Source organism: Candidatus Woesearchaeota archaeon (assembly GCA_018675335.1).
Lineage (GTDB): Archaea > Nanobdellota > Nanobdellia > Woesearchaeales > UBA11576 > JABJCP01.
Genome location: JABGYH010000007.1, coordinates 154,554 through 172,028, shown reverse-complemented (window position 1 = coordinate 172,028; position 17,475 = coordinate 154,554). Strand labels below are relative to the sequence as shown.

At 29.3% G+C, this 17,475-nt stretch carries 23 protein-coding genes and 1 tRNA gene; 8 read left to right on the top strand and 16 right to left on the bottom strand.

Annotated elements, in window-relative coordinates; all coding sequences use genetic code 11:
- Window positions 1-18: 18 nt before the first annotated feature.
- Window positions 19-408: a hypothetical protein gene (locus HN587_05180; GenBank protein MBT7903229.1), complete on the top strand. Its 390-nt coding sequence runs from the start codon at window positions 19-21 to the stop codon at window positions 406-408.
- Here HN587_05180 and HN587_05175 read toward each other — a convergent pair.
- The gene (locus tag HN587_05175; GenBank protein ID MBT7903228.1) at window positions 380-1,120 is read right to left on the bottom strand and encodes a hypothetical protein; all 741 of its coding nucleotides are present in this window, start codon (window positions 1,118-1,120) and stop codon (window positions 380-382) included. The two genes, HN587_05180 and HN587_05175, sit on opposite strands and share 29 nt — an antisense overlap.
- A gap of 91 nt (window positions 1,121-1,211) precedes the next feature.
- Between HN587_05175 and HN587_05170 the strand changes: the two genes are divergently transcribed.
- A complete protein-coding gene (locus HN587_05170) occupies window positions 1,212-1,538 on the top strand; it encodes a nucleotide pyrophosphohydrolase (protein MBT7903227.1) in 327 nt (108 codons plus the stop codon).
- 8 nt (window positions 1,539-1,546) lie between these two features.
- Here HN587_05170 and HN587_05165 read toward each other — a convergent pair whose 3' ends face one another.
- From HN587_05165 to HN587_05155, 3 genes are all read right to left on the bottom strand, one after another.
- On the bottom strand, window positions 1,547-2,845 hold the full coding sequence (locus HN587_05165) for a Ni/Fe hydrogenase subunit alpha (GenBank protein ID MBT7903226.1): 1,299 nt from the start codon (window positions 2,843-2,845) through the stop codon (window positions 1,547-1,549).
- A 15-nt stretch (window positions 2,846-2,860) separates the two neighbouring features.
- A complete protein-coding gene (locus tag HN587_05160) occupies window positions 2,861-3,634 on the bottom strand; it encodes an NADH:ubiquinone oxidoreductase (GenBank protein ID MBT7903225.1) in 774 nt (257 codons plus the stop codon).
- A 67-nt stretch (window positions 3,635-3,701) separates the two neighbouring features.
- Complete coding sequence (locus tag HN587_05155; protein ID MBT7903224.1) at window positions 3,702-4,022, bottom strand: hypothetical protein; 321 nt, start codon at window positions 4,020-4,022, stop codon at window positions 3,702-3,704.
- A 53-nt stretch (window positions 4,023-4,075) separates the two neighbouring features.
- On the opposite strand from HN587_05155, the gene HN587_05150 reads away from it, so the two are divergent.
- Window positions 4,076-5,260 carry a stage II sporulation protein M gene (locus HN587_05150; protein MBT7903223.1) on the top strand — a complete coding sequence of 395 codons (1,185 nt, stop codon included), beginning with the start codon at window positions 4,076-4,078 and terminating at the stop codon, window positions 5,258-5,260.
- 33 nt (window positions 5,261-5,293) lie between these two features.
- Here HN587_05150 and HN587_05145 read toward each other — a convergent pair whose 3' ends face one another.
- Together HN587_05145 and HN587_05140 are read right to left on the bottom strand one after the other, a co-directional pair.
- A complete protein-coding gene (locus HN587_05145) occupies window positions 5,294-7,414 on the bottom strand; it encodes an ABC transporter permease (protein ID MBT7903222.1) in 2,121 nt (706 codons plus the stop codon).
- 15 nt (window positions 7,415-7,429) lie between these two features.
- Window positions 7,430-8,767 (bottom strand): ABC transporter ATP-binding protein, encoded by a 1,338-nt coding sequence (locus tag HN587_05140; GenBank protein MBT7903221.1) that lies wholly within the window; start codon window positions 8,765-8,767, stop codon window positions 7,430-7,432.
- Window positions 8,768-9,189: 422 nt separating this feature from the next.
- Here HN587_05140 and ffh point away from each other — a divergent pair, with 422 nt between their 5' ends.
- The 3 genes from ffh to HN587_05125 all read left to right on the top strand — a co-directional run bounded on the left by ffh (window position 9,190) and on the right by HN587_05125 (window position 11,293).
- Window positions 9,190-10,590 (top strand): signal recognition particle protein, encoded by a 1,401-nt coding sequence (gene ffh, locus HN587_05135; GenBank protein ID MBT7903220.1) that lies wholly within the window; start codon window positions 9,190-9,192, stop codon window positions 10,588-10,590.
- Between the two features lie 131 nt (window positions 10,591-10,721).
- A complete protein-coding gene (locus HN587_05130) occupies window positions 10,722-10,871 on the top strand; it encodes a hypothetical protein (protein ID MBT7903219.1) in 150 nt (49 codons plus the stop codon).
- A 26-nt stretch (window positions 10,872-10,897) separates the two neighbouring features.
- Window positions 10,898-11,293: a hypothetical protein gene (locus HN587_05125; protein ID MBT7903218.1), complete on the top strand. Its 396-nt coding sequence runs from the start codon at window positions 10,898-10,900 to the stop codon at window positions 11,291-11,293.
- 3 nt (window positions 11,294-11,296) lie between these two features.
- On the opposite strand, the gene HN587_05120 is transcribed toward HN587_05125, so the two are convergent.
- Genes HN587_05120 through HN587_05110 form a run of 3 tightly spaced genes read right to left on the bottom strand, consistent with a single transcriptional unit; the run spans window position 11,297 to window position 13,584 of the window.
- Window positions 11,297-11,677: a hypothetical protein gene (locus tag HN587_05120; protein MBT7903217.1), complete on the bottom strand. Its 381-nt coding sequence runs from the start codon at window positions 11,675-11,677 to the stop codon at window positions 11,297-11,299.
- Window positions 11,674-12,483, bottom strand: a complete 810-nt coding sequence (lgt, locus tag HN587_05115; GenBank protein ID MBT7903216.1) for a prolipoprotein diacylglyceryl transferase — start codon at window positions 12,481-12,483, stop codon at window positions 11,674-11,676. The genes HN587_05120 and lgt overlap by 4 nt, the downstream gene beginning before the upstream one ends.
- A 6-nt stretch (window positions 12,484-12,489) precedes the next feature.
- Window positions 12,490-13,584 (bottom strand): GTP-binding protein, encoded by a 1,095-nt coding sequence (locus HN587_05110; protein ID MBT7903215.1) that lies wholly within the window; start codon window positions 13,582-13,584, stop codon window positions 12,490-12,492.
- A gap of 52 nt (window positions 13,585-13,636) precedes the next feature.
- Here HN587_05110 and HN587_05105 point away from each other — a divergent pair, with 52 nt between their 5' ends.
- Window positions 13,637-14,269, top strand: a complete 633-nt coding sequence (locus HN587_05105) for a mechanosensitive ion channel family protein (GenBank protein ID MBT7903214.1) — start codon at window positions 13,637-13,639, stop codon at window positions 14,267-14,269.
- A 6-nt stretch (window positions 14,270-14,275) separates the two neighbouring features.
- Here HN587_05105 and HN587_05100 read toward each other — a convergent pair whose 3' ends face one another.
- The 7 genes from HN587_05100 to HN587_05070 all read right to left on the bottom strand — a co-directional run bounded on the left by HN587_05100 (window position 14,276) and on the right by HN587_05070 (window position 16,161).
- Entirely contained in the window at window positions 14,276-14,521 is a 246-nt protein-coding gene (locus HN587_05100; protein ID MBT7903213.1) for a hypothetical protein, read from the bottom strand.
- Window positions 14,522-14,600: 79 nt separating this feature from the next.
- The gene (locus tag HN587_05095; protein MBT7903212.1) at window positions 14,601-14,930 is read right to left on the bottom strand and encodes a prefoldin subunit beta; all 330 of its coding nucleotides are present in this window, start codon (window positions 14,928-14,930) and stop codon (window positions 14,601-14,603) included.
- Window position 14,931: 1 nt separating this feature from the next.
- On the bottom strand, window positions 14,932-15,177 hold the full coding sequence (locus HN587_05090) for a hypothetical protein (GenBank protein ID MBT7903211.1): 246 nt from the start codon (window positions 15,175-15,177) through the stop codon (window positions 14,932-14,934).
- Window positions 15,178-15,180: 3 nt separating this feature from the next.
- Entirely contained in the window at window positions 15,181-15,318 is a 138-nt protein-coding gene (locus HN587_05085; protein MBT7903210.1) for a DNA-directed RNA polymerase subunit P, read from the bottom strand.
- 21 nt (window positions 15,319-15,339) lie between these two features.
- Window positions 15,340-15,645 carry a 50S ribosomal protein L37ae gene (gene rpl37ae / locus HN587_05080; protein MBT7903209.1) on the bottom strand — a complete coding sequence of 102 codons (306 nt, stop codon included), beginning with the start codon at window positions 15,643-15,645 and terminating at the stop codon, window positions 15,340-15,342.
- Window positions 15,646-15,797: 152 nt separating this feature from the next.
- On the bottom strand, window positions 15,798-15,992 hold the full coding sequence (locus HN587_05075; protein ID MBT7903208.1) for a hypothetical protein: 195 nt from the start codon (window positions 15,990-15,992) through the stop codon (window positions 15,798-15,800).
- Window positions 15,993-16,087: 95 nt separating this feature from the next.
- A tRNA-Pro gene (locus HN587_05070) sits at window positions 16,088-16,161 on the bottom strand.
- Between the two features lie 169 nt (window positions 16,162-16,330).
- Between HN587_05070 and HN587_05065 the strand changes: the two genes are divergently transcribed.
- A complete protein-coding gene (locus HN587_05065) occupies window positions 16,331-17,431 on the top strand; it encodes a peptide chain release factor aRF-1 (protein MBT7903207.1) in 1,101 nt (366 codons plus the stop codon).
- The last annotated feature ends 44 nt before the right edge of the window (window positions 17,432-17,475 follow it).

The following is a 17,475-nucleotide window of genomic DNA, read 5'->3' as shown; positions in this document are numbered from 1 at the left end:
TGATTAATGTATGTTGGTATGCCCAAAATAAAATCTGAATTATGTATTTACTGTTTTGGTAATGAATTCATCAAAACTGATTCGTTGGCTAAAAAATTAGTATCTAACCTCGTTTTTCCTAATATAAAATTTATCAATTGTTCTTCTCCTGATGATCTTCCAGAGTCAAATAATTTAATAATTCTCGACGTTATCATGAATATTTCAAAATCAATACTAATAACTGATATTGATCATCTTTCTCAATTTAGCTGCATTGGATGTCATGATTTAGATCTTAGCTTTTGGTTAAAATTAAAAAAAGAAATGGGTGAACTTAAAAAAATTCAAATTATTGGCATTCCTCCTGAAGGAAACCGAGATCAAATTCAAAAAGAACTTACTTCGATTCTCTCCAAGCTTGATTAAAAAACTCTTTATAACTTTTAGCAATTTCTTTGTGTTCGATTAAGAAGGATAGTGGTTTTTCTGAAAAATATATTGTGGCGACAACTGAATTAGTTATGACTAGGTATGCTGGGGCCAAATTATTTGATTTTTTGGTGATTGTTAATTTTTTGCGTTTACTTTCTTTCCACCATTTGTCATCCCATGAAATAGAGTCTTTGTTGACTATGATTTTACATTTAGCTTTTTTATTTATTCTTTTTTGTTGCCAGTTCTTCAAATAGCCTCCTGTTTGTTCTCCTACTTTTTTTGGAGATCCCAATATTAATACTGTCTCTTCTGGGGCTAAATGTGACAAAACTTTTTCGAGAACTGTCTTCATGCCTTTTATTCCTTCATATGAATTTAGTGCACTTGTTTTAATTCCTGTTTTTTCAACTATTTTTAGTTTATTAATAATTTCTTTAACTTCTTGTTTTGTATTCGCGAGTGAGAGTTCAGTTTCGTTTACAAGTTCATTTAATCTTTCAGGTGGTGCGGGGCTGAAATGTTGAACTCCATTTTTATTTACTGTGCTAACTAATCCTTTTTTAGATAGTCTTTTGAGAATATCATATATTTTGGAGTGTGAAACTCCTGAATTCTTCAAAATTAAGCCTGTGGTGCTTTCACCTAATTCATTTAGTGAGGTATAGACCTTGGATTCTCCTTCAGTTAATAGGGGTATTTTCATATTAAATAATTAATAATTGTTTATTATTTAAATATTTTCCCTTACTGGTGAGGGGATAATCATTAAATTAAATCAATTTCTCTCAACTAATATGGTCAATGAAATAAATTTATTAAAAGAAAAAGTAAAAAAATTTAGTGTGGATAGGGATTGGGAACAGTATCATTCACCTAAAGAATTAGCAATAGCTCTTGTTCTAGAGTCAAGCGAAGTTCTTGATTTATTTAGATTTAAAGAAAACGCAAATCCTGATAGCGTTGCGTTAGAACTGGCAGATGTGTTAAATATTTTGTTAAGACTGTCAGATGTTTTAAATTTAGATATTATTTACTGGTTTGAAAAAAAGATGGCAGAAAATGAAAAAAAATATCCTATTAGTAAATGCCATGGGTTAAGTAAGAAGTATGATGAATTATAGGTGGATATTCATTTCTTGAATTCTTCCCAATTAAGTTCTAAAAAGTGCGTTGAACAACTTATGCAAGGATCATATGCGCGTATTAATTTTTCAATATCAAGTTTAATGTCTTTCTTACTCTTTTTTTCATCAAGTAATAATGTTTCAACAAGTATCTTAATTGCATCCTCAACATGTGCTAAGTTTTGCGTTGTGGGGGTGGTGATATTTGCAAAAGTACAGTTTCCTTTGGAGTCAAATTTGTATTGGTGAAATAGCATCCCTCGTGGAGCTTCTACTCGTCCAATTCCCTCAGATTTTTTAACAACAAAAGTTGCAGGAGATTCTTTTTTAAAATTTAATAAAACTTGTTCTAAAATTTCAATTGAGTTGATTATTCCTTCATTGATTTCTATTGCTTGCGCAAGAACATTCATATATGGATTCCATTTATTGTTTAAGATTTTTTTTAAATATTTTTTTTGAGTTTTTAAATCATTTTTTTCGATTCGAAGTAATATTCGAGGTAATGCTCCGACCATGTAGGTTTTGCCTTCTTTTGTGGCAAATTCTGCAGTTGATCCTTTTCTTAAGAATTCTTTAAAATGTTTTTCATATTCTTTTTCAGTGTATTCTTCACCGTCAAGACCATTTATGACTTTGTCTGAATAAAAATAACTTCCCCCTCCAAACCCAAAATAAGGGTGGTCTAAAATAATTGAGGGATAATCTAATTCGTCAAAAACATTTAGAGTAAATTTTGCATCTTTTTTTATGCTTTTTAATTCAGATAGTAAACTTTTCAATGCAGTTTCATCAGGAGTTCGAGAAAGACCGCCAATAACTTCTGCAATTGGATGTATATCTCGTCCTGCAACCACTCTAACTATTTTATTTCCTGCTTTTTTAATTCTTAGTGCAGTTTTAATTAATTCTTTATGGGTTGGCGCCATCTCAATTGCACTGCTATACCCATAATAGTCTGGTAAGACTAAAAAATATAGGTGTAAAACATGACTCTGAATAATTCCTCCTATGTTTAGAAGTTCTCGAAGTAATTTTGTTTGTTTGCTGACCGTTATTTCGAATGCATCTTCAATAGCTTTGTTTGCTGCAATCGTATGAACTACAGAACACACTCCACAAATTCGTGAAGCAATTATTGGAACTTCATCAAATTTTTTACCTTTCAGTATTCCTTCAAAATATCTGCTTCCTTCAAAGATTTTCAATTCTGCTTTTTTTATTTTATTTCCATCTACTACTATGTGTAGCTTCGCATGCCCTTCAATTTTAGTTATGTGATTAAGATTTATTGTTTTGCTCATTTTTTATTCTCACAATTATTTTTTGGGATCATCCAATTTGATATTATCAAATTCAGTTAGTTTATTTTTGATTTCTTCATAACTAACTCCCCAACTTTCAAATAATTTTATTTCTCCTGTAAAATTTGCGTGATCAACTGGTCCTCGACAAAGAACACAAGGAATATTTTCTTTTGTACATATGGCACCACAACCTCCATGAGTTATAGCACCTAAACACATTTTCTTTTGAGTTAAGAAACAATCCTTTCCTCGTTTTGAACATTGAACACATACTGGACCTATGAATTCTTCTATTTTTTCTTTTTTCAAATATTTTTTTACAAATTCAACAAATTCTTCTTTAATTATTGGACATCCTCTAAGATAGTAATCTACTGTTATGTGTTCTCCAACGCCTTTTGCTTCAATGGAATCTTTTAACATATTTTGGTTATATACATATTTATTTAATTCAGAATTTTCAAGAAAGTTTCGCATTGCAGGTATCCCTCCATGGCATGCACAAGCACCCATAGCAACAACAATTTTTGATTTTTCTCTAATTTGTTTTAGTTTTTTTAATTCCTTTTTTGTGGTTATAGCACCTTCGACAAATACTATGTCAAACTTTCCCTCTCTATTTTTTTCTTTTATTAGGTGGAAATATTTAACATCAAATTTATTTAATATATTTAGAATTTCATCGATGAATAAAACTGTAAATTGGCAGCCTTGACAGCAAGTGAATGAAAAAAAACCTACTTTCGGTTTACGTGGTTTTGTTATTTTTTTGACATTGTCTGTCATTTTATGATATGTCTCTTTTGTGCGTATTTAAATTTTTCTTATAATTTTATAATAATTCTTTAAAAATTTATTCAATTTCAACTTTTGTGAGTATGATTTTGTCTCCGTCAATAATTTGGGGTAAATTTCCGCAGTTAGGACACTCATATAGTGTTGAGGCATGTCGTTTTTCAATAATATTTGGTTCGCCTAAATATCCACATTCGCATTTAACTGTTGCTTTTTTTTCTTCAATAATTATTTTCCAATCAACTCGATTTTCTAGAACTTCTTTCATTTCATTGGCGGGCAAGTGGCCTAAATCCCCAACTTCAACAAAAATTTGTTTAACTTGGCCTAATTCTTTTGCTTTTTCTATTATTTGTTGGGCAATTGCTTGTTCGTGCATTATTTTAATTATTAACTAAACTTATTTAAATATTAATTGTTTTTAAGGGTTTAATGAGAAAAAAAACAAAAAACAAATCAAAATCAATTAAAAAATACGAACACGAGTATTTTGCTTTTTTCAAATCTATTTTTTACTCTCATCGGTATTTATTGTATGTTGTCATTTCTTTTTTCATGTTAGGTTTTATTGCTGCATTTTTCATGCCTAATAATTTTAAACTTCAATTATTTGATTCACTAGCTTTGTTAGTTGAGTCTGTCCACACATCTAATTCTGCGCTCTTAACGTTTAATATATTCTTCAACAATTTGTATGTGGCAGTTTTAATGTCTCTGTCAGGCTTGTTATTATTGCCTCCATTCTTGCTCTTGCTATCCAACGGGTTAGTTATTGGATTGATGTTTGATTTGGGGTTTAAGTTAGCGCATCTTAATGGGTTTATTCCAATTCAAATGGTATTGGGAATCATTCCTCATGGAATTTTTGAATTGCCTGCGTTATTTCTTTCATCAACATTAGGGGTTGCAGTTTTATTAAAATTAATTTTTAGAAAAAAATTGTTTATTCAATTCTCATTTTGGAAGTTTGCAAGAAATAATTTGAAAGCATTTATAGAAATTGTAATTCTTCTTTTATTAATTGCAGCAATCGTTGAAGTTTATGTGACTGGTGCATTTATTAGTGAAAGTTTAAGTGATAGTATTCGTATAAGAAATGAATCACTATCAGCAGTTATTCTTGATGGTTCGAATTTAAACGAGTTAGATAATGTTGTAAAAATAAATGAAATAGATTCAACTAAATTTAAGAAACAATCAGATCATTTGCTTAATAACGCAAGAATTAATTTTATGTCAACAATTCATTTAGTGTACAATCCCGAACTTTTTGCTTTTTTTTCATCTTTTGTGGACGTACAATATACAACAAAAATCCACACAATTAATGAAAATTCAATTTTATCTCAATCAGTATTCTCATTTGATTCAAAACAAGATGCAAGCGATTATCTTTTTTTATTAAATGAACTTGAATCAAACTTTAATATTTCTGGATTTTCATCAAAACAAATGAGTGCGGGTGATTTTAATTATTCTCATGTAACTTATAATTCTGAGTCCTTATTCAATCATAGATTTATTAAACAGCATCAAGATAACTTTTTGTTGTTTAATATTCAATTAGAAAATGGTTCATTGGATTTATTTGAACTAATAATTTCAGAATTAAACTAGATAGTTAATAAGTTGGTGCTGCTTTTGTTGTAATTAAATCTTACTTAGCATTGCTCTGTCTGAATCATCTAAATCTTCATCACTTAATACTTTATCAATTTCAGCTTTTAATTTTTCTTCGTCTTCTTTTTTCTTCTTATCTTCTTCAATTTTTCTTTCTTCATCACTATATTCGCTTAATTTATGATCTGAATTTTTTTCATCAATTATTAATTCGACTTTTTCTTCATCAGTTTCTTTGTCCAGGTCATCATCATCATTATCTTCACAATCTTTAACGTCTTTATTATGTTTGGAATCTATTTCTTGGGATTTAAATTTTTCTTCAGCTCGCCCCCAATCTGAAGTTCCAGTAAGTTTTATTTCTCCTTTTTTCTCGCTAAAATGGAAATTAAAATGAGTGAATGCAAGTTTTTTCAAAAGACCTTGCAATACTAGTAGGAGTAGTATGATTCCTGCAGCATAATATGTTAAAGTTATGATGTGTGGGTAAAGTAATTGTTCGAATCCAAAATTAAATACTATTGCTTTTTTAAGCGCGGTTTCAACAACAACGAATGGATTATACATTGCAATTTGTTTTATTGATTCAGGCATGCTTTCTAATGGAATTATTATATTTGAAAATAATAAAAATAAACTTGATGCAGTTATTGATGCGAGTGTTACTGTTTCTGCAGTCTTAAATATGAATCCTAAAAATATTCCTAAAAATATGAATAAGACAGTTGCAATAAACAGAATAAGTGCAATATTGTGGAAATTGGATAATATATCAACTTGAAAATAAAATATGGACACGCTAATAAACATCATTAATTGAACTGCTAAAATTATGAGTGTGCTAATAAAATTAGCAGTAGTGAATGTAAAATAGTTTGTAGGACTTATCGCATTTCTAAAAAATGATTTACTGTTCTTTTCAACAATCATTATGGTTGATGATAATAATATCCCTGTAATCATTATAACAATTACAAGAAGTGCAGGAAATAAACTGTGAAAATGACTTTTTTGAGTGGTTATAGGTTCTACTTTTGAAGTTATAGGTGATATTATTTCTCCTGCTTCTTTTATTTCAAGTCCATTTATTTTATCTAATGCTTCTTGAAGTATTAAGTCTGAATTATTAATGATTATTATTGCTTCTTCTATTTGCGAAGTTACATTATCAAATTCCGGAAGTAGTAAATCTCTTTGATCAGAAATTTTTGCTACATTTTGTTTTGTAATTTTTAGTTGAAGATCAACTGAATTCATCATGCCGGATATATTCCCTATTTGATTAACAATTTCAGTATATTGTAAATTTGCATAAGCGGGAGTTTCTTCAATAGTATCTTTTAGCAGATTTAATTTTGATATTGCATCATCAACATCTTCTTTTGTTTCATTCAAAACTCCTGTTCGATCTTTAATATCTGCTAGTACATTTATTGTTCCAGTAGCTTTGTCAAGTGCAGTTTTAACATTGTTCTCAACTGCAGTTTTAATGAGCTTAGTTTTGGAAATGATTATGTCTGATGCATCGTCAACTCCGTTTAAATCAACGCTGCTAAAATCAACCGAAATATCAAGTGCTGCAACTTCTTGTTTTACATCTAAAACTTTATTTTTTACATCAATTTCTTTATTTTTTAAAACTTCTAATTCTGCTTGCGCATCCATAATTCTGCCTTCAACAAAACTTAATCTTGCAAGAATATCAGTTACTAATTCTTTAGAGATTTCATTTGTTTTGTTATTGAGTTTTGCATTCATCGAATCAAGAATTATCCAAACGAGATTTGCTTGAGAATAATCTACATAAAATGTAAGCTCATTTATTTTTCCAGGAGAAATATTCATGTCTGGAGGAAATATTATGCAGCTTTGTGTTTCTCCTCCTTTAACTGAATTAATGCAGCTTAATTGATCTTCATATCTTATTACATTAAAATTCTGACTTTCCATCTGACTGATGGTGTCTTCTGCAAGCGCAGTATAATTTTCTGAGAATATTCCTGCTGTAAGTAAAAATCCTGATGTTTTACTAAACGCTAAGCCCAGTAAACAAACAAGAAGTAATGGGCCTATAAATATGATGAGTGCAGAAGTTTTACTTCTAAGCAAAAGTTTGAAGTTCTTAGCAATTAAGATTAATAATTTCATCATTTTAATTTATATTTTTTATTTTGTTTCTTTTTTAGTTTTAGTTAGTATCTCAAATATTTCTTTAAGAGTTGGTTCTTTCAAATCCAAACTGATAATTTTTTCTCTTGAATCATTTATTATTTCTGCAATTTTAGGAAGTATCTTTTGAGCATTTAATGCATATAAAATTAGGGTTTCATCTTTTTCTTCTGTTTTTTTAATTTTTAATTTTCTTTTTTTGAACTTTTCAATTAATTTTTCATAGTTGCCAGGTTTTGTGTGGATGTGTATTTCTTGATTTTTTGAAAATAGTTCTTTTAGTTCGTGTAGTGTTCCATATCCGAGCATTCGATGATCGTGTAAAACTCCTATTTTGGTACAGAGGTGTTCTATTTCGTCTAGTAAGTGTGAGCTGAGAATTACTGTAGTTCCTTCATTTGAGATTTTTTTTATTAGTTTCCACATTTGTTTTCTTATAATTGGATCTAAGTCTGCTGTTGGCTCATCCATAAAAAGAATTTTGGGTTTATGAATTAAACTACAACCTATGTCAAGTCTTTTTTGCATTCCTCCGCTAAGTTCAGAAGATATGGAGTTTCTATCTGCTTCAAGGTCAACAAAGTTTAGTATCTCAGTTATTCTTTCTTTTATTATTTTTCCAGATAATTTGTATAATCTGCCATATAATTTGAGATTTTCTTCAACAGTTAAATGTTCATAAAATGAAGGGGTTTGAGAGCTGTAACCATATAACTTTTTTATTTTATTCTGATTAAAAAATTTAAAGACTGATTTGTATTCTGGTTTTATGACTCCATTATGTTTAACATGAGTTCTGTATTCAACATCTCCTTCTGTTGTTTTTATGAATCCTATGAGCATGTGCAGTAATGTTGTTTTTCCACTTCCGCTCATTCCAACAATCCCAAATATGTCTCCATCATATATTTCCATGTTGGTTTTTTCTAAAACTAGTTTTTTACCAAATCTTTTTGTTAATTTTGTTACTCTAATTAATGATTTTTTTTGTTCTTTTGTTTCTTGATCATCAATTCCTAATTCGTCTTTGTTTTTTTCATCTTTTTGTTTTTTTTCAGAATGTTTAGAAGTTGATTTTTCTGTTTTAATTTCCAAATTATCTGGGTTATTATCGTTTTCACTGTTTTTTTCTTTTTTTGAGTCTTTTTTACTTTTCTCAACAAGTTTTTTGCTAGTTTTTTCTTTTTTTGTGCCTATTTGCTCTATTTTTGGGTTTTTTTCATTTTCAGAGTCTGTTTTAGATTTAGAATCTTTAATGTCTGTGTTAGAATTAGACTTAAGTTTAGTGCTTTCAGAATCCTTTTCAATCTGTTCTTCACACTCTTTTTTGGCCATATTGCTATTTTACTTAAATTATATTTATAAATTTGAGTGACCACTTAATAATAAATAATTATTTTATGAGTATTTTTAATATAAAGATAGTATCTTTAAAGATATTAATAATTTAAATATGAAATACTTATAATATGAACTATTCATAATACAAAATAATTATTATATGAGTTAATCGCTTTTAAAATACATTTTACTGTTGGGTATCATTGTTTAACCTTATCTAACCTTATTTATATAGTATATTTTAAAATAATCTAAAATACATTATAATTGATAATCTTTATAAATAACATTAATTTTTAATACTTTTATTAATAAATTAATAACTTGGCAGTACAATTGTTCGAAATTGTTAACTAAGCCGAACATATAACCTTTTAATAAAAATTTAAGTTTGTTTAAGCAAAATTAAGGAAAAAATGGTATTAGAAAAACTCGGTTCATCATTAAAGGATACATTATCTAAGATTTCAGGTGCATTATTTGTAGATGAAAAACTAGTTAATGAATTAGTTAAAGATATTCAGCGGGCTCTTTTACAATCTGATGTTAATGTTCGAATGGTTTTTGAATTAACAAAAGAGATCAAAAAAAGAATTTTAAAAGATGAACCTCCTGCCGGTTTAACAAAAAAAGAATTTTTAATAAAAATAGTGTATGAAGAGTTAGTAAAATTTCTTGGTGAAAAAGAATCCAAAATTGATGTTTCTAAAAAACCAACAAGAATTATGTTGGTTGGTTTATTTGGTCATGGTAAGACGACAACTTCTGGTAAGCTTGCAAAATATTACAAAAAACGAGGACATAAAGTTGCACTTGTATCAACAGATACCTGGCGTCCCGCAGCATTCATTCAACTTCAACAATTAGGTGCGCAAATCGAAGTTCCTGTTTTTGGAAATCCCAAAGCCAAAAATCCTGTTGATATTTTTAAAGAGTTTGAAGAAGAACTTAACAAATTTGATATTGTAATTATAGATACTGCAGGAAGAGATGCATTGTCTGATGAGCTTATTGAAGAACTTAATCATATCGCAACTGAAGTTCAAGCTGATGAAAGATTATTAGTTATTGGTGGTGATGTGGGTCAAGCAGCAGAAAAACAAGCTGCAGCATTTCATGAAACATGTAATGTGTCAGGTGTTGTTATTACTAAACTTGAAGGTACTGCTAAAGGTGGTGGCTCGTTAATTGCTTGTTCTATTACTGGTGCTAAAGTAAAATTTATTGGTGTCGGGGAGAAAATTGATGATCTTGAAACTTTTGTTCCTGAACGTTTTGTAGGTAAGCTTCTTGGTATGGGAGATTTAGAGGGTTTGCTTGAAAAAGCAAGAGAAGCAATTTCTGAAGAGGATGCTCAAGATATGGGTAAAAAATTAATTAAAGGTGATTTTAATCTAATTGATTTGTATGAACAAATGAGTGCGATGTCTAAAATGGGTCCTCTGGGTAAAATTGTTGATATGATTCCTGGATTTGGTGGTCTTAAAATTCCTAAAGATATGTTAAAAGGTCAAGAAGAAAAATTAAAAGTGTGGAAACACATGATGAATTCTATGACTAAAAAAGAACTTGAAGATCCTGAAAATGTAATGACTCCTAGTCGTATTGATCGTATTGCAACAGGTAGTGGAAAAACTATTTCTGATGTTCGAGAATTAATAAAACAATATAGGCAAAGTAAAAAAATGATCAAATCTTTTGCGGGTAAGTCTGGATCTCCTGAACAAATGCAAAAAATGATGCAGAGAGGGGGAATTGGTGGACTTATGGGTGGCATGAAAGGTATGGGTCGTGGTAAACGTAAAACTTATAGGTAAACAAATTCTAAACAAAATAAAAATCAGATTATCTGTGGTGCATGTACAAATATAATTTCTTACTCAATAATTCATAATTAATTTCTAAAAACCAAAAAATTTATAGTCTAAAAAATCCTTTATCTTAATTTATGGAGCGAATCAAAAAACCTAAGTCTAAACTTTGTAAGAAACAGGGAGAGTTAGAAGAAGAATCGTCTGATTTATATGATTATAATCCTGACTCGGATCATCCTCTGATTGAAAAAAGAACTAAACAAAAAAAGATTAGAAAGTGTTAATTACGAACTAGTTTTATTAGGGCAACATGTTATTTGATCAAAAACTAAAAAATAAATGTTTAAATTCTAAAGTTTGGAGCAATATTTTTTTTATAATTCCGTTAACAATTGCTATTTGGAATCATCTTATACTACATTCAATCTTGCTTGCAGGGGTGATTATTTTTTCTTGTTTGTATCACGCACACAAAGAAAAAAAATTCGAATTAATTGATAAAATTTTAGCATATTCATTAATATTTTACAATTTGTATTTGTGCTACTTATCTAATTTCAAACAACCATATTTTTTATTGGCTTTAGTATTTGTTTTTATTGGTATTTATTATTTACGTAAAAAGAAAAAGGATGATTGGGAGTGGCATTTATCGTCTGCAATTATTACTCTTTTATGTATTTTGGCGTATGTGGTTGCAGTTTAAGATTTAATTAGTTTTAGGTTCTTCTTCACAACAGCTAATATCTATTTTACAAATTCCATTAGGTCCTTGTATTTCTATAAAATAAAATCTATATGGTTTTTCGGTTGCTGTAGCTAAAAAGTTTTCAATTTTTTTATTAAATTTATGAGCATAATTTTTTAGTTCTTCAAGAGATTTACAATTAATTTCGAATGTAATATTTTGTGTTATTGGTTGATTATCTCCAGTCATTAAACAAATTTTAAAATCTGAATTTAATAATTTGAATGTGATCCATTCTTTATGGTTATATCTTCCTTTTTCTTCTTCAAAAAACTGTTTAAGAAATTCTTTTACTTCTAATATGTGTTCTTTACAAACTAAGTATGTGCTGACATCTTTCATTTTTTGTGCTCCGAGGTTATCTTATTTAAAATCCATTTTTTCTTTGTCCAAGCAAAAATTCCAAGTCCTATAATAATCATAATAACACTTAGCAATTGTCCTGTTTTCAAACCTAAAACTATATTGTCAATTTTCCAAATGTCTGTAATGATTCTTAATATTCCATAGCCTATTAAAAAATTAATTGATAATAGTTTAGAACCAAAAAACTTTTTAAGCGTTGACCTATTCAAATAAATTAAAAATATTAGCCAACTAAATAATAACAAATGCGAGATAAATGCATAAATTGGGTATGGGTGTCTACAAACATTATCCACTCCAGAAAAAATTGCACACCACGGTCCATTAAATGGAGTTCCGATTAATTCTCCATTCAATAAATTGCCTATTCGTCCAAGCATTAATGAAAATATTGCGACTGGACTTATTAAGTCAAGTATTTTCCAAAACTCAATTCGTCGACGAACACTCCAAATTTTAACTGCCAAAAATGTTCCGATAAGTCCGCCATGAAAGCTCATTCCACCTTCCCAGATTTTAAACAATTCAAGGGGGTTTGCAATAAAACTTTCAAACCGATAAAAAATCATTTCAAATAATCTTGAACCTGCAATAATTCCAATCATTAAATATAAAATAAATTCTTCTACATTCTCTTTATCAAATTGTTTTACCCATTTTTTGCCAACATAATTAAGCCAAAAATATGCGAATACAAATCCTAGAATGTAAATTATTCCATACCATCTAATTTGCATGGTGCCAATTGAAACAATGATTGGATTAAAATCAATTATAAACATAAATATTTACCTCAGATGTATTTCAACAATATCTGTGTCTTTAAGTTTGTGTTTTAGTCTTAATATTTGGCCGCCAAATTTTGAACTTGGCCCCCAGACTTTTGCAAATCGAAACTTACTTACGAAGTCTTTGTGTAATTTTCTACACATAGTTTCAATTGTGGAGTTTGCACGTATTATGAGTGGGATATCTAAGTCTGCCTTTTTCCCAGTTTCTTTACAATAGACTCTAATTAAATTCATTTTTTGAAATATTATTTCTTTTATTTCTTCAGTATCAAATCCGTCTTGCACACTTATGCAAATATCTGGTTTAATTTCTTTTTTAATTTCTTCGAGTCTTTTTTTATCAACTAAATCAATTTTGTTTAATACAACTACTGAAGGGAGATATTTTTTATTGCCTTCAATCATATCTATTAATTGATCTGCATTTATTGGTGTTCGAATTAAAATTTCTGCATTACTTATTCTGAACTCTTTACATATGAGTTTAATTGTATCATCATTTAAATCTGGAAGACGAACAGTTTTACCAATTCTAATTCCATTTTTCATTTTTTTTCTTATTCTAATATCTGGTTTTGATTGATTGAGTCTTACGTGGGAATCATAAATTTCTTTCTGGATAACTGGATATGCTTCAGGTCTTGTAACATCAACAATTATTAAAACAAGTTCTGCGTTTCGTATTACTGAAAGAACTTCGCGACCTCGACCTCTTCCACTTGCAGCACCTCTTACGATTCCAGGGACATCTAAGATTTGTATTTTTGCATCTTTATGTTCCATTAGTCCTGGAACAACATCGAGCGTGGTGAACTCATATGCACCTACGGGGCTATTCGCGTTGGTAATTGCATTAAGTAAACTACTTTTACCTGCACTTGGAAATCCAACCATAATTACAGTTCCATCTCCACTTTTTTTAACAGAATATCCTTCGCCTTTTTTTCCTTTTTTTCCTCTAGATACTTCTTTATCTTTGAGAACAGCGATTTTAGCTTTTAACAGACCAATGGAGTGTTGAGTTCGTTTATTGTACTTCGTTTTACGTAATTCATCTTCAAATTCTTTTATTCTATCATTATAATCTGGCATATCTGACCACAAAATCAATACTTTTATAAATATATATCTGTTGATTTGACTAATGGACATTTCATTAGATATCTTCAATAAACTTTACGATTATATTCAAAATAACATTCTGGGGTTTTTAGGTAAGTTTGTTGTTGCGATTATTATTTTATTAATAGGGTTTGTTTTTGGGAGATTTCTTGGAAAATTAGTTTATAAATTTCTTCATTCATTTGAACTTAACAGATTACTAAATAAGCTTGGTGGCATGAGGGTTGAAGCAGAAGAACTTGCTGAAGCATTCACGACATATTTTGTATATTTTGTTACGGTAGTAATTGTTCTCCAACAGATTGGTTTAGCAACAACTATTCTAAATATGATTGCAGGAGCAATTATTTTGATTATAATTCTTTCAACATTTTTAGGTGTGAAAGATTTTATTCCTAATGCGATCGCAGGAGTAGTTATTCAAAGTAAACAACTAATTAAACCTGATGAGATAATTAAAGTAAAGGGTATGAAGGGGAAAGTTTCACATATTTCATTAGTCGAAACTAAACTTGAGACTGAAGAAGGAGATGTTATTTTTATTCCTAACTCTGTTTTAACTAGAACTTCTATTATTAAAGTTAAGAAGAAATTATCAACAAAAGAGTTAATTGATAAAAAATCAGAAAAAAAGAATGTTTCTAAATCTAAGTAATTTTTGTTAATTTAACATTTCAAGCATACTTGCAATATTCCAAACTTGTGTTCGAGTATATTGTTGAATGTTTGTGTCTTCGCTAATCTCATCTAATTCTTGTAATGCTCTGTTAATTTTTATGTTCAAGTCAGAATCATCTTGTAATATTTGTATAATATTTAGAACTCTATTTCGAATGTTTTTAGGAACAGTGGTATCTTCAGTCAAGTCTTTTAAGGCTTGAGTTATGCTTTGTATTTTTTGGTCCATTTTGTTGCATAATAGATGACCTTGTTAATAATTTTTTTAATTTTAAAATTTGATTAAGTTAATGTGAGTTAAAGAACAATTATTTCATTTCTTTCATAACTTCTTTTTGTATTTCGCTTGTTTTTTCTCTTAATTTTGCTTCTTGTTTTTCAAGAGTTTTTATTCTTAATTCAGTTGTTTCTTTTTTTGTTGTTAGTTCTTCTGTTAATTTACTTTTTTCTGCAACAACCATTATATTGCCAACTATTTTGTAAGCTTGGTTAGTTTTTTCAAGTTCGCTTAATGCAGATTCAATTTCTAGAAGTTGTGATTGGAATTGTTGTTTTTGTCCTAAATAGTTTTGCATGGATTGTTCCATTATTTGCAATTTATTAATTTTTTCTTGTGTTTCAGCTGGTACGTCACTCATTTTAATCTCTCGTATTATTTTTTTGAATTTTATATTGAATCGTTAAGCATTGAGTAATGGTATTGAGTGTGGCTCTCAAAGCAGTAGGATCTTTAGATTTCACTTCAAACAATATTCCTTCTTCAACAGTTTTTACAACAAATTCCGATCTTTCAAATTGTTTTTCTTCCGGAGCGAATAACTTGAGTAATTTTTCTTTTTGTTCGTTTTCTGTGATCTCTACGGTAATAGTTGATTTGTATGTCATCATCTATCTTGCTTTTACTTTTGTTGAAACAAGTCTTTGTTTGTATAGAACTTTAGATCCGCAATATGGGCATCTTACTTTTTTTCGTAAGTAGTCCATGCTGACTTTTTTGTTACAATTGAAACATTTATATTCTACCATTTTTGATGTATGAAGCTATTTTTACGCTTCTTGTTCTTCTGCTTCTTCTTTGTTATACATGTCTTCACTTACCAGATCATAAATCTCTGGTGTTATCTCTTTTTTCTTTTCTTTAGGAATAGTATAAGCTTTTCCTACGAATTTAACTTTACATTTTGAGCAAAACCAAATTCCTTTGCTTATTCTTCTAACTTGAATATAATTACAGTAAGGACATTTATGTTTTCTTCTGCTTTCTTCTTCGATTCTAGCAGCTTTAATTTTATTTCGAGCCCCATATCTAGGTCCATATCTTTTTGTCGTAGTTCTAAGTCTTGTTTTAGCCATTTTTTAGCTCTTAATAGTTTATTTTAACTTTTTATGATTTAACAGGGCTATTTTAAGCTCTATTATTGATTTTCGATTGATTTAGAGGTATTGTTGTCTCTTTAAAAATCTTTTCACTTTTAAGCTATTTATAATTTTATGAATGTTTTTGTTTATTCTGCTATGACTCTAATCTTTTTTGTTGCAGCTTCAGGACTTTTAATATTTTGTAATGTGTATTTTCCGATTCCTTGAGCCTTTGCCCAGGTATTTGCCGCTTCTTCTGTTTTGAAAGTTTTAGGTCTTTTTATCTTAATTACTGTTTTCTTCATAGCTTGTATTTCTCGTCTTTTTGTTCTACTTGCCATTTTTATTTACCTTTTATTTAGTTTATTATGATTTTGGTTTATTTTTGTTGTGTTTATTAAATATTGTTAAATAAACCTTATTTAATGAATTAATATGGGGCTACGAGGATTTGAACCCCGATCGCATGGCCCCAAACCACGAGTGATAACCAAGTTACACTATAGCCCCATATGTTCTATGGTTTTTAAGTGAATTTCCAAGACATATTTAAATCTTCCGACTCGTAAGAATTCCCGTTTGAACCAGTCTCAACCCTGTTTAACTTGAATCTTCTGTATTTTATAGTTTAATACCAACAATTAACTTTAAATACCCATTCCTTTTTTTTGGTTTAAATATGGCTATTACAGAAAAAGATAAATTTAAACTTAAAAAATTTGTTAAACAAATTGCGAGTTATCGTGGTAGGCATACTGAGCTTGTTACTGTTTATGTTCCTGCGGGTTATGATATTAATGCAATTTCAAATCATCTTTCACAAGAGCAAGGAACTGCTTCTAATATTAAGTCAAAAAATACTAGGGAAAATGTTATTGGTGCATTGGAACGTATGATTCAACATCTAAAATTAATTCCAAAAACTCCTCCGAATGGTCTTGCAATTTTTTCGGGAAATGTTTCTGAAAGGGAAGGTCAAGATGATATTAAAGTTTGGTCACTTGAACCTCCAGTCCCCCTTAATTTTAGGACTTATAGGTGTGATAAGGAATTTATTGTTGAACCATTACAAGAAATGATTGATACGGATGAGATTTATGGTCTTGTTGTTTTAGATCAAAGGGATGGTATGCTTGCACTTCTTAAGGGTAAAGCAATTATTCCATTGAAAAAAACACATAGTGAAGTTCCAGGTAAAATGCGTGCTGGAGGTCAATCCGCTCCTCGTTTTCAACGTTTAAGGGAGGGTGCAGTTAAAGATCATTTCAAAAAAATTGCGGATTACATGAAAGAAAATTTTCTTCATCTTGAAAAACTTAAAGGAATAATCATTGGTGGTCCAGGAACTACTGTTAATAATTTTTTAAATAAAGATTATATTACGGGAGATGTCAAAAAAAAAATTATTGGTTCTAAAGATTTATCGTATACTGGTGAATTTGGCTTAAACGAACTTGTTGATAAAGCTCAAGATCTTCTTGCAGAAGAAGGAATTGCTGATGAAAAGAAATTAATGGGTGTGTTTTTTGGGCATCTGGCAAAAGATCAAAATATGGTCGCGTACGGTAAAGCTCAAGTCAAAAAAGTATTGGAGATGGGTGCGGTAGAAACTGTTCTAGTATCTGATTCTTGTGAAGATGAAGAAATTGAAGAGTTAGAAGAAATCGCAATTAATCTTGGGTCTGATGTTCAAATAATTTCTACTGACACTCGCGAGGGTGTTCAATTAAAAGATATGGGTAAATTTGCAGCAATATTGCGTTATCCTGTTCAGAGTTAATATCTTAATTAGGTGTTAGTTTTAATTAATTTTTAAGTTAGTTC